This window comes from Sinobacterium caligoides (assembly GCF_003752585.1).
GTDB lineage: Bacteria > Pseudomonadota > Gammaproteobacteria > Pseudomonadales > Sinobacteriaceae > Sinobacterium > Sinobacterium caligoides.
On the sequence record NZ_RKHR01000005.1, the window covers coordinates 540,294 to 560,931 of the forward strand.

General features: G+C 45.0%; 23 protein-coding genes and 1 pseudogene. 18 read left to right on the top strand and 6 right to left on the bottom strand.

Going from position 1 to position 20,638, the window contains the following annotated elements; translation table 11 throughout:
* Window positions 1-168: 168 nt before the first annotated feature.
* From EDC56_RS19640 to EDC56_RS14760, 3 genes are all read left to right on the top strand, one after another.
* Window positions 169-321 carry a hypothetical protein gene (locus EDC56_RS19640; RefSeq protein WP_162844202.1) on the top strand — a complete coding sequence of 51 codons (153 nt, stop codon included), beginning with the start codon at window positions 169-171 and terminating at the stop codon, window positions 319-321.
* Between the two features lie 86 nt (window positions 322-407).
* Window positions 408-629 carry a DUF3955 domain-containing protein gene (locus EDC56_RS14755; protein ID WP_123713312.1) on the top strand — a complete coding sequence of 74 codons (222 nt, stop codon included), beginning with the start codon at window positions 408-410 and terminating at the stop codon, window positions 627-629.
* Between the two features lie 128 nt (window positions 630-757).
* Window positions 758-1,489 carry a helix-turn-helix domain-containing protein gene (locus EDC56_RS14760; protein ID WP_123713313.1) on the top strand — a complete coding sequence of 244 codons (732 nt, stop codon included), beginning with the start codon at window positions 758-760 and terminating at the stop codon, window positions 1,487-1,489.
* Window positions 1,490-1,541: 52 nt separating this feature from the next.
* Here EDC56_RS14760 and EDC56_RS14765 read toward each other — a convergent pair whose 3' ends face one another.
* The 4 genes from EDC56_RS14765 to EDC56_RS14780 all read right to left on the bottom strand — a co-directional run bounded on the left by EDC56_RS14765 (window position 1,542) and on the right by EDC56_RS14780 (window position 4,883).
* Window positions 1,542-2,858 (bottom strand): hypothetical protein, encoded by a 1,317-nt coding sequence (locus tag EDC56_RS14765; protein WP_123713314.1) that lies wholly within the window; start codon window positions 2,856-2,858, stop codon window positions 1,542-1,544.
* Between the two features lie 12 nt (window positions 2,859-2,870).
* On the bottom strand, window positions 2,871-3,527 hold the full coding sequence (locus tag EDC56_RS14770; RefSeq protein ID WP_162844203.1) for a PspA/IM30 family protein: 657 nt from the start codon (window positions 3,525-3,527) through the stop codon (window positions 2,871-2,873).
* Between the two features lie 230 nt (window positions 3,528-3,757).
* Window positions 3,758-4,093, bottom strand: a complete 336-nt coding sequence (locus tag EDC56_RS14775) for a hypothetical protein (RefSeq protein ID WP_123713316.1) — start codon at window positions 4,091-4,093, stop codon at window positions 3,758-3,760.
* A gap of 13 nt (window positions 4,094-4,106) precedes the next feature.
* Window positions 4,107-4,883, bottom strand: a complete 777-nt coding sequence (locus tag EDC56_RS14780) for a pseudouridine synthase (RefSeq protein WP_123713317.1) — start codon at window positions 4,881-4,883, stop codon at window positions 4,107-4,109.
* Window positions 4,884-5,052: 169 nt separating this feature from the next.
* Between EDC56_RS14780 and EDC56_RS20125 the strand changes: the two are divergent.
* The 7 genes and pseudogenes from EDC56_RS20125 to EDC56_RS14810 form a co-directional block, all read left to right on the top strand.
* Window positions 5,053-5,253: pseudogene (locus tag EDC56_RS20125) on the top strand (hypothetical protein); the annotation flags it as partial.
* A 98-nt stretch (window positions 5,254-5,351) separates the two neighbouring features.
* The gene (locus tag EDC56_RS14790) at window positions 5,352-5,732 is read left to right on the top strand and encodes a SpoIIAA family protein (protein WP_123713370.1); all 381 of its coding nucleotides are present in this window, start codon (window positions 5,352-5,354) and stop codon (window positions 5,730-5,732) included.
* Between the two features lie 239 nt (window positions 5,733-5,971).
* On the top strand, window positions 5,972-6,673 hold the full coding sequence (locus tag EDC56_RS14795) for a hypothetical protein (protein WP_123713319.1): 702 nt from the start codon (window positions 5,972-5,974) through the stop codon (window positions 6,671-6,673).
* 483 nt (window positions 6,674-7,156) lie between these two features.
* Window positions 7,157-7,384: a DUF3955 domain-containing protein gene (locus EDC56_RS14800; protein WP_123713320.1), complete on the top strand. Its 228-nt coding sequence runs from the start codon at window positions 7,157-7,159 to the stop codon at window positions 7,382-7,384.
* Between the two features lie 126 nt (window positions 7,385-7,510).
* Entirely contained in the window at window positions 7,511-8,092 is a 582-nt protein-coding gene (locus EDC56_RS20155) for a T3SS effector IpaJ family cysteine protease (RefSeq protein ID WP_484385936.1), read from the top strand.
* A gap of 445 nt (window positions 8,093-8,537) precedes the next feature.
* Window positions 8,538-8,660: a hypothetical protein gene (locus tag EDC56_RS19970; protein WP_281273371.1), complete on the top strand. Its 123-nt coding sequence runs from the start codon at window positions 8,538-8,540 to the stop codon at window positions 8,658-8,660.
* 341 nt (window positions 8,661-9,001) lie between these two features.
* Window positions 9,002-10,540, top strand: a complete 1,539-nt coding sequence (locus EDC56_RS14810) for a sulfatase family protein (protein WP_211333717.1) — start codon at window positions 9,002-9,004, stop codon at window positions 10,538-10,540.
* 308 nt (window positions 10,541-10,848) lie between these two features.
* Here the strand turns inward: EDC56_RS14810 and EDC56_RS19975 are convergent, their stop codons facing one another.
* Complete coding sequence (locus EDC56_RS19975; RefSeq protein ID WP_281273372.1) at window positions 10,849-10,983, bottom strand: hypothetical protein; 135 nt, start codon at window positions 10,981-10,983, stop codon at window positions 10,849-10,851.
* 149 nt (window positions 10,984-11,132) lie between these two features.
* On the opposite strand from EDC56_RS19975, the gene puuE reads away from it, so the two are divergent.
* The 4 genes from puuE (at window position 11,133) to EDC56_RS14830 (ending at window position 16,434) form a co-directional block, all read left to right on the top strand.
* Entirely contained in the window at window positions 11,133-12,044 is a 912-nt protein-coding gene (puuE, locus tag EDC56_RS14815) for an allantoinase PuuE (protein ID WP_123713323.1), read from the top strand.
* Between the two features lie 262 nt (window positions 12,045-12,306).
* Window positions 12,307-12,624, top strand: a complete 318-nt coding sequence (locus EDC56_RS14820) for an antibiotic biosynthesis monooxygenase family protein (RefSeq protein ID WP_123713324.1) — start codon at window positions 12,307-12,309, stop codon at window positions 12,622-12,624.
* 332 nt (window positions 12,625-12,956) lie between these two features.
* Window positions 12,957-13,847 carry a transcriptional activator NhaR gene (nhaR, locus tag EDC56_RS14825; RefSeq protein ID WP_123713325.1) on the top strand — a complete coding sequence of 297 codons (891 nt, stop codon included), beginning with the start codon at window positions 12,957-12,959 and terminating at the stop codon, window positions 13,845-13,847.
* Window positions 13,848-14,907: 1,060 nt separating this feature from the next.
* Entirely contained in the window at window positions 14,908-16,434 is a 1,527-nt protein-coding gene (locus EDC56_RS14830; protein ID WP_148059427.1) for a hypothetical protein, read from the top strand.
* Between the two features lie 264 nt (window positions 16,435-16,698).
* On the opposite strand, the gene EDC56_RS14835 is transcribed toward EDC56_RS14830, so the two are convergent.
* Window positions 16,699-17,712, bottom strand: a complete 1,014-nt coding sequence (locus tag EDC56_RS14835; RefSeq protein ID WP_123713327.1) for an integron integrase — start codon at window positions 17,710-17,712, stop codon at window positions 16,699-16,701.
* A 768-nt stretch (window positions 17,713-18,480) separates the two neighbouring features.
* Here EDC56_RS14835 and EDC56_RS19980 point away from each other — a divergent pair.
* The 4 genes from EDC56_RS19980 to EDC56_RS14850 all read left to right on the top strand — a co-directional run bounded on the left by EDC56_RS19980 (window position 18,481) and on the right by EDC56_RS14850 (window position 20,492).
* On the top strand, window positions 18,481-18,606 hold the full coding sequence (locus EDC56_RS19980; RefSeq protein WP_281273373.1) for a hypothetical protein: 126 nt from the start codon (window positions 18,481-18,483) through the stop codon (window positions 18,604-18,606).
* Window positions 18,607-19,083 carry a hypothetical protein gene (locus EDC56_RS14840; protein ID WP_123713328.1) on the top strand — a complete coding sequence of 159 codons (477 nt, stop codon included), beginning with the start codon at window positions 18,607-18,609 and terminating at the stop codon, window positions 19,081-19,083. It begins immediately after the preceding gene.
* A gap of 92 nt (window positions 19,084-19,175) precedes the next feature.
* The gene (locus tag EDC56_RS14845; protein ID WP_123713329.1) at window positions 19,176-19,532 is read left to right on the top strand and encodes a hypothetical protein; all 357 of its coding nucleotides are present in this window, start codon (window positions 19,176-19,178) and stop codon (window positions 19,530-19,532) included.
* Window positions 19,533-19,640: 108 nt separating this feature from the next.
* Window positions 19,641-20,492, top strand: a complete 852-nt coding sequence (locus tag EDC56_RS14850) for a PhzF family phenazine biosynthesis protein (RefSeq protein ID WP_123713330.1) — start codon at window positions 19,641-19,643, stop codon at window positions 20,490-20,492.
* Window positions 20,493-20,638 lie beyond the last annotated feature (146 nt).

Consider the following 20,638-nt stretch of genomic DNA (forward strand, 5'->3'; position numbering starts at 1 on the left):
CAAGGTTAAGCGCGAATACCGCGTAACGCACGGTATCGAATCCCTGTTTCCTCATAGTAGCCTGCCCCAGCCTGCCGGTATAAAAACACTCGAGATTACGAGGTTTCAATAGATTCACCGTTACAAAGCGACCAACTATTTTACCGGCGCATTACCGAGGTAAGGGCCATGGCAATATTACTCGCGTCACTGCTACTGATCGTTATTAGCAGCCACGCTTATAATATTTTGGGACTGGATTGCTGCCTCGTCATTCTGATGACCACCCTGTTAATCGCAACATTGGCACCTGCGATTTTATTTTTAATGGGACTCGCCTAACACGATAAAAACACAGCCTCCACATTAGAGGCGTCTACATACAAAACCCGCCATCGGCGAGAAAAACAGGACAGAGGTTAGCATTCATGAATGATAAATTTATTACTGGCTCGTTATATATCGGCCTATTACTCGTCGCCGCTGGCGTATTATTTATCAGCTTCGAGGAGATTTTCTATCGGCACATTGATCAAAACGGTGCCATACGCGAAAGTATTTTCCTGCCCATGGGAACGGCTAGCTTCGTCACCGGGTTTATCATTATCGTCGTTTTTATTATCACGAAGATAATAAAGTTTAAAAAATAACAGCCGTCAATCGATACACGCCGAGGCCACGCCCTGAGACAAGCAGCCATTGCAAGATCACAGCTAAAGGTATTATTATTTAATACCTTTAACGATCTTACTGATTTAAAGTAGCTGGTTACTCCGTTATGGCTCAAACAAACGCGTTAGTGCAAACCCTCAAGCGTGCATTGAAAGCACACGGCAAAACCTATGCCGATGCCGCCCACGTACTTGGCTTAACCGAGACCAGCGTCAAACGGCTGTTCTCTGAGCAAAGCTTCTCTCTCGCTAGGCTCGATCAAGTCTGTCAGATGATCGGCATGGAGATCTCCGACCTTGTCAAAATGATGGAAGAGCAGTCCTCTAAGCTAGAGCAGCTCACCAAAGAACAGGAGCAAGAGATCAGCAAAGACGTCACGCTATTACTGGTTGCCGTCTGTGTACTCAGCCGTTGGACCATGCCCCAGATTATCGATTTTTATCATATTGATGAGATGGAATGCATTCAGAAACTGGCCTATCTCGACCGCTTAAATATTATTGAACTGCTCCCCAAAAACAAAATTAAGCTGAAAGTCTCGCCCAACTTTAGCTGGCTTGAAAACGGACCGATTCAACAGTTCTTCCAGGACAAGATTGCCAAAGAATACTTTGATACGCGCTTTAAAAACGAGGGCGAACAGCTAGTCGTGCTCAACGGTATGCTTTCCAAGGCTTCTAATAACGAATTTCAGAGAAAGATGAAGCGGCTGGCAAAGGAGTTTGAAGAACTCAATCAGGAAGATGTCGGCCTCCCCCTAGAGCAGCGCGACGGCGTTACCGTCTTACTGGCAATGCGGGGCTGGGATTACGGCCTGTTTAAACCGATGATCAAGTAAACTCAAAACATAACAACAGCGCAGCCTGAGCGATCAGCTGCGCGATGACACCTCAGGGCGCCCACTGGTTGAGCTTGGTCTGATACTGCAGCAACTGTGCCTTCAGCTGCGCGCCCTTTGACTCCAGCACCGAGCCAGCCAAAATAGCGACAACACCGACAACGGCAGAAACGACCCAGGCATTCATCTCAAAAGCACACCAAAGATTGAATGTTAGGCTGATAAAGCCCGCGGCGATAAGGCACAAAGCGGCCAGCAACATCATACGATGCTTGGTCATACAGCTGAAGTAAAGCAGCGCAGCGCCGATTAATAAACTCATCAAGCTCGATAGCGTCGAGTCTTCAAACACCATACTCAGCACGACACCGAGCACCAAGACAATCACCGCACTGTTTCTATAACACCGGCTCAAAGACCTTGCCCGCGTCGACAACTCATAGAGCAGCGCCGCAGAAATCATCGAAGAAAACGTCAGCACCACAGCATCGACAGCAACGAGTCGCGCCACAAGACCAACACTGAGCGCGCCTATCATAAGACTCAACAGTGCCGAGACAGCATCAATCAGCGAACAAAACAGCGTCGCTGATGCCATCATCAACGCAAGCTGACGCAAGCCAATAAAAGCCACCATGCAAAGGCTGGCATAGAGGATAGTGGCATCGTCATAGAGCCAGATATTTCTGATTAACAGTACCATTAGCGGCACAAACTGCAACAGCAACGATAACCGTCCCTCTTTTGTTTTCGCCTCCAAGTGTTGACGATGGCTCGCCATCACCAGCAGCAAAGTGTAAGCCGCCAAGGCAACAGCCAGCACCGAAACAAGCAACGGATCACGCCACGGCAATAACAATGCGAGATTACTCAGCAGAAACAGGCTGCTCATCCTCTTGCTCATCCCCCTCGCCAACACGCGAAAGCCAATCAGCACCACCACACTAAGCACCACAGGAACGAGTACTGCCAGCAGCAAGGTTAGCGAATGGCTGTCGAGACTCCAGCGCATAAACGGCGTGAAATTCGACTGCAGCGCTCCGCCATATTCCGCATAGATAAACGAGCCCAGTATCGAGAAGTTAGCGACCACGGATACCAGCGCTAACATCATCAGCGCCCGAGCGCCCTTACCTTCCTTGAGCAGGGAACCCGCCGTCAAACCAATGACGGCTAAAGCAATCGTATGCCCGAATAGCATCAGGAAGCGCGTCAAGTCGTCACTCCCCTCCCAGCCTCGGACAAAGAAGACATACAGCGACAATAGAATCGCCATCACACCAGTGCCGCGCAACAGGCCGGGTAGCCGCTCTAACCAGCCTGTTGCATCACTGTCGTTACTGTTTGCTGCTTGAGATAATGCATCCATAGCCCCTCTCCTCTATTCTGACAGACTTTGCTGGCCCTGAATCAACTCAGCTAGCTGCAGCCTTAATACCTGATCATTCTCATCAGCACGATACTCTTGCTCTAACAGGTCAATACTATCGAGCTCTCTATCGCCCATCTCTCCCTGCGCTAAACGTATCTCCCAGCGATCAAAGCTCGCCTGCAAGTGATCAAAGTCGGCGCCACCGGTCTCGTTGATGGCCGACATGGCATCGACACTGCTTTGTCTCGCGCGCATCAACTCATGTTTTTGCATCAGGCTTTTTAGCGCACCCTCACACTGGGCAACATCTTGCGCAACCCTTTCACGGGTGACTCGATATTCCGCAACCATCTCACGGAGTTTCGCCTGCTGCTCGAGCCCCTTTTGCCTGCGCTGCAAGCAGAGCAATGCCTTCGATTCATCATGCTCAGCCTCTTTCAACGCACGCTGCTGCCACTTTAACGTACGCTCAGCTTCTGCCTCTAAACGCTCGACCGTATGCGTTTCGCTCACCTTGATCTTGCGCAGTTGAATTTTCGCCGCAGCAATTTTCTTCTTTTGCTCATCGATCGCAGCTTTAATTAACGCTTCATGATTTTCAATATCACCAACAAGGTTATCGATGCGAGAAATAAGCGTGGTTGATAGGCGTTTAACGATTGACATAGTGCTCTCCATAACAAGTTTGTGTGTTACAGAAGGATACTGAGAACGACGCCAAACGATACCAAAATCAAAAAAGAGGAGGAGAGCACACCCAAAGGCACCGAATTACGATACCTAAAGGTAATAAGTAACAACGGCAATAAATCATGGCAAGAATTGAACAAGAGAAATGAGGCGGTCAATCGAGGCAGCGCGCCGAGTTATAGTTAATTCGTTAGAGACAGATACGATTACCCCTGCGCCAACGGACCTGTCATCCAACGCACAAATTGTGGCAGGTCTAGCGCTACCAATGGCAATACTGAAAAAGCAAAGGGCGCTTCTTCGCTGAGGCGAGAGAACTCATAATCGACCTCGTTGGGGCGCGCATCGTGCAAAACGATGAGCAGGCGCTGGTCATATCTCGTCGACTGTACCGTCAAAGTGTCGGCGGCAAAACCACTGGCTCTGAGTTGGTGACTGATCGCAATCACCGGATCAAGCTGTGGGTACTGCGCCTGTACTTGCGCTTGCGCCTCGGCTGCGATATCAGCGAGCTTATAGACCGGCGCATCTTTTATTTTCATAATAGTTTCATTCCTAGCTAGTCGATGCTTGAGGCCGTATGCCGTCAACGCATGGTGTACAACATTCTGTTGCGACGGCGTGCTGTGTATCGAGATCACTATCGCCCGCAAAGTTACCAATTTCTGCAGCCGTTAGTGGCCGCCATTCTCCCGGCTTAATATCCAAGACAATGTCACCAATCTGCTGTCGATGCAGTTGTTGCACGCGATTACCCACCGCGGCAAACATGCGCTTTACTTGATGAAAACGCCCCTCCGTGAGAGTCAAAAGCGCCTCGCGTGAGCCGAGCACCTGCAGTTGAGCGGGTGCCGTTAGCTGTGACTCCCCCTGTAACGATAGCCCTGCAGCAAATCGACTGGCGGTATCTGCTGCCAACGGACGGCTGAGCTGTACCCGGTACACTTTTGCACACTGCTTATCCGGTCGAGTGAGATTAAACGTCCAACGCCCATCATCTGTGACCAGCACCAAACCGGTGGTATCGACATCCAGCCGACCCGCCACATGCAACTCAAAGGCCCGCGGATCGTTAAGTAAATTAAGTACCGAGGGGTAGACACCATCGACATTAGAGCACTGTGAACCCGCCTCCTTATGTAGCATAAAATAGCGAGCGCGACGTAACACAACAGCGACACCATCAAGACAGACCTGCTGGCTCTCGTGCACCTGCTGACGTGGCTCAGTCACAACGACGCCCGCAACCGTGACCCGAGACTGCACAATAGCCGCCGCTGCCGTGTCACGGTCGAGCGTAGTACTGAGACAGAGTCGTTTATCCAGACGCATGGCAATAACCTACCGGTAGTGAATCAATGCTTAAACAGATGAGGCCGCGAGAATAACACAAGCCGCCAACTGATAGCAGCCACATAGAAGAGCAGCCTGCTCTTCTCAAGTGTACAAATGGACACATCATCAGCTGTAGCTTAATCCACATCGCTGGAACCTTTCGGGCTTATTTGTGTCTATTGAAGCAGATGGGCAAGGCGTGGGCCGAAGTCTCTTCATGGCGGCAATCGCCGAATGTGCACGCAGTCAAAATAGAGGCTATATTCGTACCCACTCATCACTCAATGCTGAAGGCTTTTGCCGTCGGCTATTTTTTGAGGAGTGCTTTACCCTGGCAGACAGGTACCTGACTTTGTTGTGCCGTTGATATAGCCACTCTAGCGCTACCTGTAGCGGCCTGACAGTAGGCCACACACCGCCAGAGAGACGTCAGCGTCGCTGCTATCATCACAGATGGAGAACGTCATGAGCATCGAAAAACACGGTTTATCTATTGGCATTGAGCGCATCGAAGATGAGCTCTTCCTCTCCCTAAAAGCCCAGGGAAAACTCAAACACGAAGATTACGCCGTTATTACCCCTATGATCGAGTCCGCCCTTGCCGAAGTGAAAGAGACAAAAGTGAAAGTGCTATTCGACGGCACTGAGCTCGAGGGGTGGGAGCTACGAGCAGCCTGGGATGATTTAAAGCTCGGTCTAAAACACGGCAATAGCTTTGACAAAATCGCCCTTTACGGCAATAAAAACTGGCAAGAGATGGCCATGAAGGTGGGCAACTGGTTTCTCTCCGGTGAGGCAAAATATTTCGACAACCAAGATGAAGCTGTCGCTTGGCTGAAAGCGTAAAAAAACGATCGATCACATGCAAAGAAACCGAGAACCCTCGGTTTCTACTTATAGAAAAAAATAAAAACAAAATAAAAAAATAAATTAAAAAAAGATAACTATTCATCCCACAACATTACTGCAATATTTACCCCCGAATTAAAGCCAGATAGAAAGTGCACTCATTAAAACTTAACAAATGATATTGCTAACAATGATTAGTAAATTCGTCGACGAGCATGCATTAAAGGGAGATATTTATGTGTAATGAAACACAAGAGCAACAGTGGTTTTTTCAGCGTCAGTACAATCAACTGTCATTATCTTTTAATCAAGCCATTCAAGAACATAATGCAGTCCAGCCCCATATCAATCGATTAAGAGAGCAAAACGAATCGCATAGAGGCGCACTTGCCGAGGGTGCTAATTCAATGATCACCAATAGAGTCAATGGCATGGGTGCCTTATTTCGGTCACCTGAAACGCTTTACAATACAGGCGTTCAAGGCTTTCAATGGGCGCATTATTTTGTCCGCAATCCCGATCTAGAAAGTGATGTTCGCAGTGCCGGCACGTCTGCAATCTATAGTCACCTGAGAGCCCCCTCTCTCACCGGTTTATTGACTGCTGCAGTTACCGCAACGCAGATGAACCGCAGTGCAAGAGAGCTGGAACAACAGGGGCAGCTTCGCGTACAACAGCAAAGTGAAGCGCTAGTCAGTAGCATAGGGCTGAGCACCGCGATTACACAATTGCTCCGGCAAGCAGGCCGGTTCGCACAAAATGATCTTCAGCGCCGTGGCCTTCATGGCTTAATGCGTGGCTGGCAAGGTGCCGGCCTTGTCGGCGTGCTTTATGGGTTGAGCCGCATACACAATACGATGGAAGAAAGTGGCGCATTCGGCGATGAGCTAAGAACAAGACGCGACAACTTTAATCAGCCTTATAGTCTCCCTCGCTAGCAGGCACTTGTAACTAACGACGGCTTAACAAATAAAACCATTCACGTGACGCTTACTGGAATTGCTTTAACAGGTTTTATACCCATTTTTATCACCACAGCACTATAAGTAGACCTACTTACGCACAAGGCGGTTCTGGGCAACAAACGTAGCCTAACCGCCAAACCCGACCAGTGACATTAGAGTGTTTTATTAAAAATAATAATAATAAATTAAAAAAAGATAACTGTTCATTTTAATCTTTTACTGCAATATTAACTCTTGAGTCAGTACTACAAGGATTTAGACCGTAATTGTTAACGACATGTTAACAGCAACGCTATAAAGGAGCTTAATATGACTACCTACCAAACGCTATGCCGATTCTTCCCGCGCTATCACGAACCTGCTCCGCCACGAGATAACAGCACTCTGTAAACGCATTGGACGCATCTGACGCATAAAGACCTAGCTGTAAGTTAATCGAACAAGAGGCAAGGAAGCATGAACAACAAATCAATTGGCGGCACTTTATACATTAGCTTATTGCTCGTTGGCATGGGCGTATTATTTATCTGTTTTGAAGAGATTTTCTACCAGCGCATCGACGACAACGGCGTGCTGCATGAAAGTCTTTTCCTTCCACTGGGCGCAGGCACTTTTACCATAGGCTTTGTGCTACTAGTGGTTTCAATCGCTATCAAACTAATAAAACGTAAGAAAAAACCTTGAGAAGTTTAGAGAATAAAAAGCATTCACAGTCCTTTACCTAGTTAGCGAATTCAATCGTCTCGCTTGTCGAGGCCGCCTTGAAAGCACCTGGGTATATACAAACATCTATGTTAGAAGGAACTAATCATGCGAAGAAAACAATTTTATGATAATTCTTGCGGTGCAGCTAGTTTGCTTTGTGCTGCAGGGGAACTGGGTGTCCCTAATCTCCCAAACTTCCCTGAATCAAGGTGTGTGGGCCAAGTATTAGACACTAACATTAGCTGTGAATCAGCACTTTACCAAATCACCTCTGGGGCCACCACCGGCAACAAACCGATCGGCATGAACTTGTGTAACGCTGGGTATTCGTTACCGCATAACCTGGTGTTCGCAGCGCGGCTACTTGGTCTTGACGGTGACGTCCACATGGAAACTGGTTCATACTCGAGTGCATTGTCTTGGCTTTACCCCAGCTGCGAATCCCTTTGTACACAATCAAATATTACTATCAGAAACACTGCCCCCCCTCAATTAATGCCCAATGAAAGATTACTAAGAATTGTGGGAGTTATGAAAGCTGCTGGCCTTCATTATGTCATGCAACGCCCAGCGGGCACTTACATGGACCCAGCAGACGGGCAAGATTACAACACCTTTAACGAGATGAACAACAGTTGGCTTAAGTGTTATTCTAACACAGGGATCTCTATACTCTTGAGAGGATGAATCACCCCTGAGAACACTGTTCTTTGCCGACAAGTATAACGAGATCAAGCTCATCATATCGCCGAAATGGCTCGGGAAGCGCCATTTTAACGCTAAATAGTGTAGGGGGCTAAATGACGGTGCATCACCCCAGTTCATCTAAATAACTAAGCCCCCATAGTTAACCCCAGGATATAGATAGATATTAGCTCAAATATCGCTGGACTATAACTTCGGCAAGAACTGTATGAACTACACGCTTACCACCTAGGCTTGTATATTTGGGCTGTTGATCAACTGCTAAGTAGCATCACCTTGTTGCCAAAATACGATAAAACCGGGCATACGCCCCCTTCCTAATCGTCATAAATTCTTTAAGCAATTACCACTTGCAACTTCCCCTCGTGCTGTTAGTACGATACTGTATCTATCAGACGGTTAACAACAAAGCTTAGCGGCAATTATCATGAACTTACTCCACAATCATCAACACTACGCCAAACCCAGCGATCATAACAAGGCCTGGCGGCAGCACCAGAAAAGCTGCTGCACTTCGTACGGTAAGCCGGCGATGTCAACGGTAGGTTGATGTAGCCCGTCTTGATAACGCACTTGACCTATATAATCTATTTGTTTCACCATAGGCTTTAAATTTATTGTTTCTATTAATTTCACCAACCATTAAAGAAATATTATAAAACCAACCTCCAAAACCATCAAATCAAAAAAATGAAATTAAAAATACATTTATTTATATTCGCACATACATTATCCGCACTACTGATAATGATTTTATATTCAAAATACACACCACTATCTATCAACGCAATATTGATACACACAATCGCAATCTGCTCTGCATACATTACCTTGCTTTATTGCACACCTCGCAAACTTCTTGTCTTTTCGATAAGCACTTTATCGATATTATTGCTACTACTTTACATCGGGAACATTGTCGCCATAAACTATTGGAACGATACGATAAGCTGGTCATTCCTAATAAACAATGTATCGGTACTCAGCAAAGAGCTGCAAAGATTCCCCGTATATGTCTTCGCATTTTTGCTGATCGCAATAGCGCTACTGATCAAGATTTACAGTAAATTATTAAACCTTCAAACGGACTTCAGACGTCACTTTGGAATACTACCAATCATACCAATACTCCTCTTCTTGTTTTATTATTCGCTTTACTCGATACAGGAAAACATATCTTCAACATTGCAAGGGGAGCCTTTATTTGAATTCTTCAACGAAAAACAAAAAGCTACAATAACAGTAAAAGCCCCCGCGGCAGCCGCCCCAAATAGAATAGCTTTACAAAAAGAAAAAAACCAACCAAACATAATCCTCATACACGGGGACGCATTGCGTGCAGATCGCTTAAGCGCCTATGGCAACACACGAAAAACAACTCCATTTATTGATAGTTTGATCTCAGAAATGGGCGGAGTAAAGATAGAAAACAGCATGTCTAATTGCAGCGAAACTATTTGCGGCATAGCATCAGTCACAGCCTCTAGATTTTCATATAATGAAAATACAAAAAACATATTCACTATATTGGCTGAGAATGGATATACAAACAACTTCATCGGAACAGGCGACCTATATCACGGTCGGCTAGATCAATACTTGAATCCAATTACTTATAACTTTTTAAGGGCTGATCTTAATGAAAAATATTACAAGCATGACGACAGATTCATTATCGACACATTATCATCATACCCCCCCTCATCGCAGCACCCACAACTATTCTACCTAAGAATGATGTCATCACACCCTCTGGGTGATCACAGACAAAAGTATAAACGCTATCAGCCTACACCTAACAGCTTATTCTCGATGGCGACTTGGGGTAAAAATATTTTAGAAGCCCAGATAAATGCTCACGACAATTTTGCCTCTCAGTTTGATGGGTACGTGGAGAATATATTTTCTATTATGAGGGCGAAGGGTTATCTTGACAATGCTGTAGTCGTGATTTTTGGTGATCACGGAGACGCAATGGGTGAACACGGTTATCAGGGGCACTATAACAGCATCTACCAGGAGGAAATTCACGTACCTATTATTATATGGGCTAGCAATAATATCGACATGAAAGTGAACACCAACTCCTTCGCCACATTGATGGACATACCACCAACACTATTACATCACTTAAAGATTGCAATACCTAAAAGCTTCCTGGGGCAACCATTACAAATAGATAATAGTGAAAAAATAGCCTATCTAGATAGTAAAAGAAAAGTTGCGGGGGTTTTATATCAGAGCGAAGAGAAAATATACAAGCTATTCATATCTAAAAAAGATCTACACCCACTACACCTATTTGAACTTGAATCTGATCCAGGCGAGCGCTCAGATGTACATAAACAAAAGAAAGAAATAACAAAAAAACTTGCTGATTTGTACAGTAAGTTTATTAACCCTCAACTAGGTAGTGAAGCCATACAATAAAGGTGTTAGTCATTACGCACAGCAATCATTCAAGTTTGGCAGATAGCTTGTCAATCCAAAAAAGAGAAAAACATTAAGTATCAGCAGGGTAATTCTGGTGGAAACATTATCCACCAGATATTAAACCACAGCCGACTGTGGCCCTCATGCTTAACCCTTAAGAGCAACAAAATGATCACCTCATTTTCTCTAAAGACGTAGAGCCTTCTTACCAAGCACTGTAATCGACACGATGCGCCAAGAAACACTAAAAGCAAAACAGAAAAAGTAATACTTAACAAGGAACAACACCGGCACACCAAGCCTTGTTATAACCAGGCCAGTAGCATCCCCGCAGGCTGGCTAGGCCTCGCTGTACACCAGCCGATGTTATCAACGACAACTTCCATTATCCTTAACCAACCCATCCCCGCTACCTTTAGAGCCCCCTCTTGCTCAGCCATCTAACCATCATAATGCCTTTAATTATAAGGTGTTAAGTTTGATAAACCGGTGGTAATCGCTTAGAGTAGCAGGCCCAAAAAAGCTGACCATATAGTCAGCAAAGTGTTAGACTAGACTTATTCTTCTTAACTTTCTGCGCGGAGTCACTATGACCTACCCCCGAGACCTCGTTGGTTATGGCCAGCATACCCCTAAAGATACTTGGCCCAACAAAGCAAGAGTTGCCATTCAATTTGTGATCAACTACGAAGAAGGTGGTGAGAACTGCATCTTGCATGGCGACCAGGCATCAGAGTCCTTCCTCTCTGAGATTATCGGGGCTCCCGCGATGGAAGGCGTGCGTCATATGAGCATGGAATCTATTTATGAATATGGTAGCCGCGCAGGGTTTTGGCGCTTACACCGCATGTTTACCGAGCGAAATATGCCCGCCACTGTGTTCGGCGTGACCACCGCACTCGAGAAGCACCCCGAGGCGGTCAAAGCGATGCAGGATGCCGGCTGGGAAATCGCCTGCCATGGTTTTAAATGGATCAACTATCAATACGTCGACAAAGATGAAGAGCGACGCCAAATTGACGAGGCGATACGCCGCCACGAGAAAGTGACCGGCGAGCGCCCACAGGGCTGGTACACCGGGCGTACGAGCCCCAATACACGTGATTTAGTCTACGAAGCGGGGGACTTCCTCTACGACGCAGATTCCTACGCCGACGACCTACCCTACTGGGTGTATGACTATAAGAAACCGTACTTAATTGTGCCCTATACACTCGACAGCAACGATATGCGCTTTGCGGCCAACCAAGGCTTTAACAGTGGTGACCAATTCTTCAGCTACTTAAAGGACAGCTTCGATGTGCTTTATGCGGAGGGGGCAACAGCGCCAAAAATGCTCAGCATTGGTCTACATTGCCGTTTGGTCGGCCGCCCAGGCCGCGCCGCCGCACTCGGCCGATTCCTCGATTATGTGCAGTCGCATGAAGATGTATGGGTAACACGACGTATCGATATCGCCAAACACTGGCATGAAAATCACCCACCAAAACCTGCTGAATAAACAAGCCCGCACAGCTTAATCTGTAAACGGTAACCTACAGCAGCACCAAATCATAGCGAGCACACAGCTCGCTTTTTTGTGTCATTTTTCACGCCTCCTATCACGCTTCCTATCACTCGGCTCATGCGGTATTGTTAGCTAAATAATTAACAGCGAGCCTTAGGCGCAGTGAGCATGCACTTACTCTACAGCCCTCGATATCCAATCAATAACAACGGCTATAGGCTCATCTAACACATAACAAATCGTTAAAAGGATAATAATGACTTACATAACCGATACACCAAGCCCGCCTTACTACGCCGTGATTTTTACCTCGCTTCGAACAGCAGGTGATCATGGTTACGCAGCAATGGCAGATCGAATGGTTGATCTAGCCTTAAGGCAACCTGGCTTTATCGGCGTGGAATCGGCTCGTGAAGATGTCGGGATAACCGTTTCATATTGGTCAGACATTGAATCAATTAAGCAATGGAAAGCCAATGTTGATCACCAGCAAGCCCAAAGACTAGGCCATGAAAAATGGTATTCCTCATTCAAAGTGAGAATATCTAAAGTAGAGCGTGACTATGGCGTTTAATAGATTACTGCTTTGTAATGGTTGCTGACGCTCGCCCATAGTTTTCTCTCCTTCCTGCACCTGTGTTAGCCCTCGATTTCTTAACCACCTTCGAACAACCTAGAAAAGTCAAAAGACCTCCTTGGTGCTTATAAACAAGCGCGAAACCATCGTCATTGTCGATCTATAAAAAACTGAACACAATAAAAAAGGTATCGAGCATTCTATATGGGCAGTATAAAAACCATAAGTGCTAACCACCACGACACAGTACCTCAAGCTAATATAATGATTGAAGATGCCTGTAGGACTGCGTAAGCTTTGAAATTAAGTTTTTCATTGGTTTAGTTACTATGTCTCACTTAAATTATAATCATTTATATTATTTCTGGATGGTCTGCAAACAAGGTTCTGTAACGAAAGCAGCAGAGGCTTTATTCCTGGCCCCACAAACAGTAACGGGGCAGATTCGCGCGTTAGAAGAACGCTTAAAAGGTAAACTAACCAAACGTGTCGGTCGACAAATAGAGCCCACTGAGCTTGGCCAAATCGTGTTTAAGTATGCCGATAAGATGTTTGATCTTAGCTATCAAATGCTCGACCGCATTAATTACACCCAACGTGAAAACCAGCTTTTTGAAGTTGGCATCGCCGATTCTTTGTCGAAACGGCTAGTGAGTCAGGTGTTGTTAGAAGGGATGCCTGACGACCAACGCATTCATTTCAGCTGCTTTGAATCAACACATGAAATGTTGCTAGAGCAGTTGTCGCAACACAAACTGGATATGATTCTATCTGATTGCCCCGTCGACTCGACGCAAAGCCCAGGCCTATATAGTAAAAAATTAGGCGAATCCAGTATGAGCTTTTTTTGCTCAGAACCTGTTGATAATGCAGACTTTCCTGCCTGTTTAGAGCGCTATAAGCTACTCGCCCCAAGCCGATGCTCTGCAATGGGCCGAAAAGTACACCAGTGGTTTGATCAGCAAGGTATTACCCCTAATATCTTAGGTGAGTTTGATGATTCCGCCCTCCTCAAGGAGTTTTCCGCTTATCAAACATCGATGTTTATTGCGCCCTCTATTTATGCTGAGGAACTCAGAAAAACACACCAAGTACACGAGATGAAGCGAGTGAAAACGATTTCAGAAGAATATTTTGTGATTTTTGCCGAACGAATGATTATGCACCCGTCGGTTAAGCGCATCTGTGAAGCGGACTTTATCAGCCTATTTGATGATTAGTTGTAGCCCTAACACTAATAACGAATAACGAATAACGAATAACGAATAACGAATAACGAATAGTCTCACTAAAACCTTCACCTTATTATTTTAGTCTTCGATAAAATATCGTACGAGTGATAATGAGCAATTGGTAATCTTACGGTACTACCTCTCCCGCGCGTCAACAGTCGAGAAGAAATTATTAAATCGGCGAAGATGACGCTCTTTAGAGACCCTATATTTTCCCACTACCCTACCCAGCTATAATATCATCCCACCCTCTAAGCACACGCCTAACTGAGCAGCCCTGTTTCATGCCTGTGTGACTGAAACGATAATCAGCACAAACCTTCCACAACATTAAAGCCAATAAATTTCATCAGGTTAATACAAAAAACAGCTAGCCTTTGTTGCCTTATGGAGGAGAGTTACTCCCCCCCTATCCTGCACTCTTGGCTGGCGCTAGCGGTATCATCCTTGGCCCTAATATCTCTTATCGCCGAACCACGATAACGACCTCAAGAAGATGAGATTAGGTAATGACAACTTAACCATGCAGGTGGTGCCTGCATCAAGCTTTCGGATTTTCCGAGCTATTGCATCCATAGAACCGATTTCACAAAAATCGAGGGCAACGATATGCTCAACCAAAGCTTACAAAGAAATTAAATCGTATTTATTTATTTTATTAAAACCACTAAACCTGCAAACACAGTTCTTTACAAGGAAAACGATTTCTACAAACAACTGCTATACCAGAGGACAACACAACCACTTCCAGATCGAAAAATAGAAAAACGCCTCTTTAAACAGAGTAAAGGATTAAAGAAAATTAATAACCAGGCATAAAAACCGAACCTTAAAAAAGAAACCAAGACACACCACAGATTAATTAAGAATTATTAACAAAAACAAAACACCTTAAACAAAGAAGACAACATTCAATCAATAAATGGGAGTAATACATATCAATACAATTTAAAACCAACAACAGGGAAAGAAACACCCACAGATCATCGTTATGTTCATGAACTTTTCATTAATGAAAATTGACTTTTTAACTACGGAAGGATACTACATGAAAAACAAGAGCAAGCTAACCAAGTTGGCAATGGCTACTAGCCTAGTGATCTCAGCGAATAGCATGGCAATGGAGTCGCTCACCCCGGAAAAGAAAATCATTAAGTTCAGCTCCACAGAGACCCCGCTAAGCCAAAGTCTTTCTCAAGATTATCGCTTCAATATTTTTACCGCATCAGCAGCTAAAGAAACTCAAGAAACAATCGAAGCCAGTATTGCAGCTGCTGACTTAGTGTATGTCAATCTAGAAGGCTACTCTGGCGAAGAAGTGCGCCTAAACCAGTACTTATCTGAGGCGTTTAAGCAGGATAAGCTAATTGTATTGGAAAAAAGCAACCCATACTCAGAGCCGGTCGTGTTCGACGCGCTGCCCATATCTGTTAATGCAGAGATTGTTCTTTATAAACCGCGATACCACACCAACAACAATAGCTCGCAAATCTATCTGTTTGGTGACACGCAGATGACCCTAGAAAAGAAACCGACTCAGTATTTTTTAGGTGATCCAGAAACACAACAAATGGTTGAAGTCGATGGTAAAGGCGGGAACATCAAGTTAGCGGACACTATCACAAAAACGCAGCTATCCAGCATGTCTGGTAACGAGCTATCCGCGGCGCTAGGGCAAGTCAAAGAGGCTATTCAAACATTAAACTCTGCCTACATACCCAATACAATAAAAGCATCAAACCATTCAAACATACCGACTTACGAGTGCCCTGATGAGGCATTTGATGAGAAATTATGTCTAATTACTAAAGCGAGTAGTCTGCCCTATAAAAACCCAGATGCCGAACCCGACACGACCATAACCAGCCACTACACAGTCGCAATGTATCGAAAGGAGGGCGACACTAAAGTTTACGTCGCAGCCTATGGTAGTGTCGACAATCCAAGAATGGAAAAAGATCATGAACAAGAGCGCGGATATTTTGTCAGAGACCTGACCGTCGAAGTCGATACCATACCAGACACAAGCTACCCACGCGCCCCGTTAGTACTCTATAATAGCTGGCCAAAGAATCACAACAATGTGACATCCATTACGACAACCGACGGATACAGCTTTGAAATAAAGGCGACTGGCGGTGGCGCTGGTGATGAACCTAAATGGGACTTAGGCGGCACGTTTAAATACGACTCTAAAACGGCAAAGACCATGCCGCTGTATGATTGGGCCACAGTAGCCTATGGCAACGGTTACAATAAGGAGTGGGATTTCAGCATCGATAGATACAAGACCCCTGGTGACTGGATAAAACGAGGCTTTCTTTGGCGACCACTGGGCTTCCACGAGGTACCAGCGATGTCAAAAGGTGGCTTCCACTACGTGACTGAGAGTGTTTGGCGGGGTGAGGACGACATTACAGGGAAATTCCCTATACAAATAACCAAGCAATTCACCAATACTTTTTTATGGTGGGCAGGCTACAATCATGCTGCCTACGATAATATCACTCACACACTACAACTCCCCCTCATCCACGCAGATATTGACATACTAAAGATGCCTCCAGAGGATTAACAATGTGTCATTATGCTCACCGCCTGGTTGAGCGTTAACTTAAAATGAGCGCGATCTGCACGCTTAGTTCTTTTGTTAGTAATAACTTACTAGCTTGAATCGAATTAAGCGTTGCAGAAACTCTACCGATAACACACCAAAGAGCGTTACTCACTCCCATAGAAGCTAAGAGAGCTGCTCAAGCATATAGCTATAAACAAGCTGCTTTTTCCTAACCCTATGCATCATCAACATAATCAACAACAACATAATCAACAACAAAGCTCAAACAATCGAAAGATCCATTGGACTAATCACCCCAAGCCCTCCCCTATTCAGTACATGCGTATAAATCTCCGTTGTTGCCACGTCACTGTGACCCAATAGCTGTTGAATGGTTCGAATATCATAACCTCGCTCCATCAGGCCCGTTGCAAATGAGTGCCTAAAGGTATGGCAGCTAGCCTGCTTCCTGATGTTTGCCTCAATAAGGGCACGTTTCAGCGCCTTTTGAATATAACTGATGTGACGATGATGGCGCTTATAACACCCATCTCTAGGGTCTTTAGCAAGATTGGCCGATGGGAACAGGAACTGCCAGTGAAGGCTGCTAGCATTCGACGGGCACTTCTTCGCCAGCGCATAAGGCATATAAACAATACCAAAGCCGGCGTCTAGGTCTTTCTTGTGCAATACCTCGACGTGTGAAATTTGCGCCGATAACTTATCCCGTAGCGTGTCAGCCAATAATGTTGAGCGATCTTTACCACCTTTCCCTTGTCGCACGATGATTTGGTGCTGAGCAAAGTCAATATCCTTCACCCGCAAGCGAAGACACTCAGAGACCCGCAGACCAGAGCTGTACATCAGCTCAGCCATAAGACGCTTCTGCCCTGCCAAGCGATCAATCACTCCGCACGCCTCAGCATGAGAAAACACCACAGGAATTTTAACCTTGCGCTTCGCCTGTTCGAAAGCCAGCTGACCTATTTCGCGCTGATAAAATTGCCGATACAAATACACGATGGCGTTCAACGCCGTCGACTGGGTACTCGGTGAAGCATACTGGTGCACACTCAGCCAACTGAGAAACTGCTCAACCTCACGCGCGCCCATCTCCTTCGGATGACGCTTACGGTGAAAAAGAATAAAGCGTCTTATCCAATAGATGTAAGTACGCTCTGTTGACCAACTTTTATTTTGCTGCCGAATGAATGCACGCACCTGGTCGAGCAACCGCGGAGGGTTCGGTGGTATCACCGGCGGAATATCATCTGTTACTGCATTTGAACAACGCATAGCGCCTCTCGATCAATACTGTATATAAAAACAGTAGCCGGTAAAATGCACAACACAAATGACTAAAAAGCTAACAACTAACAACTAACAAAAAAATAGGCGCGTTGAATAAGATACACGCGCAACGTGCGCGTATATTGCGAGAAGCTCCCCCCTTTATAAGGCCTTGTAAAAAAAGACCTTTAAATAAAAATTAATACGTTAAAAAAAATAACACTGCATCGCGATTGACGATAAGCAGCCCTAGCTATTACTTCAAAAGGTGATTAAAAAACGAACGAAAAGGCCGTTCAAGCCAACAAACGTAATTTCGATGTTAAATCGCCTAAATCTCCCCTCACCTACAGCATCAATCCGTTAGAAGTTAGCCCCAAAATAAGCCGACGACGGGTAACTGACTGATATTAATAACCATAAATGTTGCGGTGTAGTTCTAATATACGCGCAAGTTGCGGTGTAATTCTGAGAGGCTTTTTATTGAGGGTAGATAAGCTTATGTTAATCATGTACTTTATGAACAACTAAAATAATTAACCCCAGAATTACACCGCAACTGTGATACACCGCAGGTTGCGGTGTAATACGCTGTTATAGCGCTAAAAGCTCCACTCTCTAATCATACTCACACCAGTCTCTCCTCCAACACCCACTCCCCACCATAATCGTCGTAAATTCTTACAGCTATCAGCCACTTGTAACTTTCCATCCAACCATAAGTGCGGTACTGTATCCCTCAAATAATTAACAATACGCTTAGCGGCAGTTAGCATGGACTTACTTCACAATCGGCAACAGTGCACCAAGCCAAGCTATAACAAGACCAATCAGCGTCGCCAGCAAAGCTGGCTGGACTTCGCTACGCTCAGCCGCTGTTGGTGGCGTTATGACCACTAAATGATGAAGATATTACCAGGTACTGGAATAGGCGAAATTAAATATGGCATGGCAGAGAAGGATGTAATTTCTTTCTTAGGCAAGCCAGACCGAGTAGATGAATCCGAATATGTAGAAGGCACGGGAGACTGGCATAGAGAGCTATGGTATTCGCCTAGAAACTTAACATTTACCTTTAATAATGATGATGACTTTCGTTTGGGTACAATAACAGTCATGGGGGCCGGTTATTCATTATTTGAAAAGCAACTCTTCGGGTTAGAACTAGAAGAGGTATCAAGGTTAATAGCTAAGCATACTGGAGAAATCGCGAAGCTTGAAGATTGGTCATCAGAAGAGCTTCCAGATCACAAGTGCTTAATTCATGATGGTCTGGGTATAATGTTTTGGTTTGATTACAACTGTCTTTCACAAATGCAGTGTAGCTACCTATTTGAATCGGACAACGAAACAGCAATATGGCCAGCAAAGTCATAACAAGTTTAGCCAGCATCGCCCATGGAAAAACACCCATGGTCTGGACTCGCTGCGCTCGCCGCTGCTAAAGGCGTTAAGGTGCAAAACCAATAATGAGAATCGGTGTACAATCAAAGCCAAAATATGAAAAAGCAGAAATGGTACTGCTTGGCCTTCTTTTGTCTAGTGCTCTGTTTGGCTACGGTCTCAATGCGTTAATTCAAGCCAGTTGCACGTTACTTGGTAGAGGGAGTCCACCGCTAGGTACATTTGTCACGTTTTACGGTACCGAGGCGCGGTTACTTAGTACAATTTATCTCGGTGCAGGCACTTGGCTATTTGCAAGTAAATTCTTGAGTAAGCGTCATGCTTCTCAAGCAGCCAAGGCTTTGTCTTGGGTTGGTGTAGTTACATTATTATTTGGCATGTGTTCACTAGTGGTTATTTTATGTTTACCTTTCTTCCGCTAGTAAGCACCTTAACAAGCAAAGGCAGCATCGCCCTGCGGGCTGGACGGCTTCGCCGCCGCTGCTTTGGGCGTTATGCTCTTCCCAACCTTAAACAATGAAGTAAAAATTATGAAATGCAAACTTGTAGATGTATTTGCTAAAGAACGACTTTCAGGTAATGGACTTACCATTTTCTATGATTACGACTGGTTAAGTGCTCAGGAAATGCTTTCACTAACCCAAGAAATGAGGCAGTTCGAATCAATATTCATTTCAAAGAAAATTAATTCTTCATCTGTTAGAGCTAGAATCTTCACTGTTGAGGAAGAGTTAGACTTTGCAGGCCATCCTATTATTGGCTTGGCAGCGCACTTACACGATGAACATGGAACTAGGAATAGTCACGATTGGAATATAGAGCTAAACAAAAAATCCGTACATGTTAAAACCGAGGTAACGGAAAAATATTTCAAAGCATCAATGGATCAAGGTAGGCCCAAATTTCTAAAAACACTCAATAGCGATGAGACAGAGAAAGTGTTGCACGCTTTGAATCTACACAAAGGAAACTTATCAAATCACCCACTCGAGGTAATTACTACAGGCTTGCCATACCTTATTGTTCCTATTTCAAATGGATTAGAGAATGCAAAAATCTCTATTGCAAACTTTGAAAGCCTTTTAGAAAGTTTTCACGCAAAGTTTGTTTATGTCTTTGACATTAATCAATTTGAAGGCCGTACTTGGGATAATGATGGCTCAGTCGAAGACATAGCAACTGGAAGCGCTGCTGGCCCAACTGCTGCATATTTACACAAGCACAAACTTTGTATACCAGATAAATCAATAACTATTTCTCAGGGTCGCTTCGTGGGTAGGCCTAGTGAAATTGAAGCTTACGTGCAAACTCAAGATGACGACATTACCAATATCTGGGTTTCTGGCTCCGTGATCAAAGTAGCAGATATTTCATTCATCTAAAAATTGGCATAACAAGTGGTTCCAGGTGACGCCTTCGGCGCACCTGAACCAGGCGTTATGGCTACGGGAGGTAGCGTGAAATTTCTGATAGTAAATTTAGTCGTAGTAGTCGTTATTTTACCGTTAGTCTTTTGGGTGGGTTATCT

What these genes read in the sequence shown, in the direction of transcription:
- EDC56_RS19640 (WP_162844202.1), top strand. Translation starts at nt 169, where the DNA reads ATGGCAATATTACTCGCGTCACTGCTACTGATCGTTATTAGCAGCCAC.
- EDC56_RS14755 (WP_123713312.1), top strand. Translation starts at nt 408, where the DNA reads ATGAATGATAAATTTATTACTGGCTCGTTATATATCGGCCTATTACTC.
- EDC56_RS14760 (WP_123713313.1), top strand. Translation starts at nt 758, where the DNA reads ATGGCTCAAACAAACGCGTTAGTGCAAACCCTCAAGCGTGCATTGAAA.
- EDC56_RS14765 (WP_123713314.1), bottom strand. Translation starts at nt 2,858, where the DNA reads ATGGATGCATTATCTCAAGCAGCAAACAGTAACGACAGTGATGCAACA.
- EDC56_RS14770 (WP_162844203.1), bottom strand. Translation starts at nt 3,527, where the DNA reads ATGTCAATCGTTAAACGCCTATCAACCACGCTTATTTCTCGCATCGAT.
- EDC56_RS14775 (WP_123713316.1), bottom strand. Translation starts at nt 4,093, where the DNA reads ATGAAAATAAAAGATGCGCCGGTCTATAAGCTCGCTGATATCGCAGCC.
- EDC56_RS14780 (WP_123713317.1), bottom strand. Translation starts at nt 4,883, where the DNA reads ATGCGTCTGGATAAACGACTCTGTCTCAGTACTACGCTCGACCGTGAC.
- EDC56_RS14790 (WP_123713370.1), top strand. Translation starts at nt 5,352, where the DNA reads ATGAGCATCGAAAAACACGGTTTATCTATTGGCATTGAGCGCATCGAA.
- EDC56_RS14795 (WP_123713319.1), top strand. Translation starts at nt 5,972, where the DNA reads ATGTGTAATGAAACACAAGAGCAACAGTGGTTTTTTCAGCGTCAGTAC.
- EDC56_RS14800 (WP_123713320.1), top strand. Translation starts at nt 7,157, where the DNA reads ATGAACAACAAATCAATTGGCGGCACTTTATACATTAGCTTATTGCTC.
- EDC56_RS20155 (WP_484385936.1), top strand. Translation starts at nt 7,511, where the DNA reads ATGCGAAGAAAACAATTTTATGATAATTCTTGCGGTGCAGCTAGTTTG.
- EDC56_RS19970 (WP_281273371.1), top strand. Translation starts at nt 8,538, where the DNA reads ATGAACTTACTCCACAATCATCAACACTACGCCAAACCCAGCGATCAT.
- EDC56_RS19975 (WP_281273372.1), bottom strand. Translation starts at nt 10,983, where the DNA reads ATGGCTGAGCAAGAGGGGGCTCTAAAGGTAGCGGGGATGGGTTGGTTA.
- puuE (WP_123713323.1), top strand. Translation starts at nt 11,133, where the DNA reads ATGACCTACCCCCGAGACCTCGTTGGTTATGGCCAGCATACCCCTAAA.
- EDC56_RS14820 (WP_123713324.1), top strand. Translation starts at nt 12,307, where the DNA reads ATGACTTACATAACCGATACACCAAGCCCGCCTTACTACGCCGTGATT.
- nhaR (WP_123713325.1), top strand. Translation starts at nt 12,957, where the DNA reads ATGTCTCACTTAAATTATAATCATTTATATTATTTCTGGATGGTCTGC.
- EDC56_RS14830 (WP_148059427.1), top strand. Translation starts at nt 14,908, where the DNA reads ATGAAAAACAAGAGCAAGCTAACCAAGTTGGCAATGGCTACTAGCCTA.
- EDC56_RS14835 (WP_123713327.1), bottom strand. Translation starts at nt 17,712, where the DNA reads ATGCGTTGTTCAAATGCAGTAACAGATGATATTCCGCCGGTGATACCA.
- EDC56_RS19980 (WP_281273373.1), top strand. Translation starts at nt 18,481, where the DNA reads ATGGACTTACTTCACAATCGGCAACAGTGCACCAAGCCAAGCTATAAC.
- EDC56_RS14840 (WP_123713328.1), top strand. Translation starts at nt 18,607, where the DNA reads ATGATGAAGATATTACCAGGTACTGGAATAGGCGAAATTAAATATGGC.
- EDC56_RS14845 (WP_123713329.1), top strand. Translation starts at nt 19,176, where the DNA reads ATGAGAATCGGTGTACAATCAAAGCCAAAATATGAAAAAGCAGAAATG.
- EDC56_RS14850 (WP_123713330.1), top strand. Translation starts at nt 19,641, where the DNA reads ATGAAATGCAAACTTGTAGATGTATTTGCTAAAGAACGACTTTCAGGT.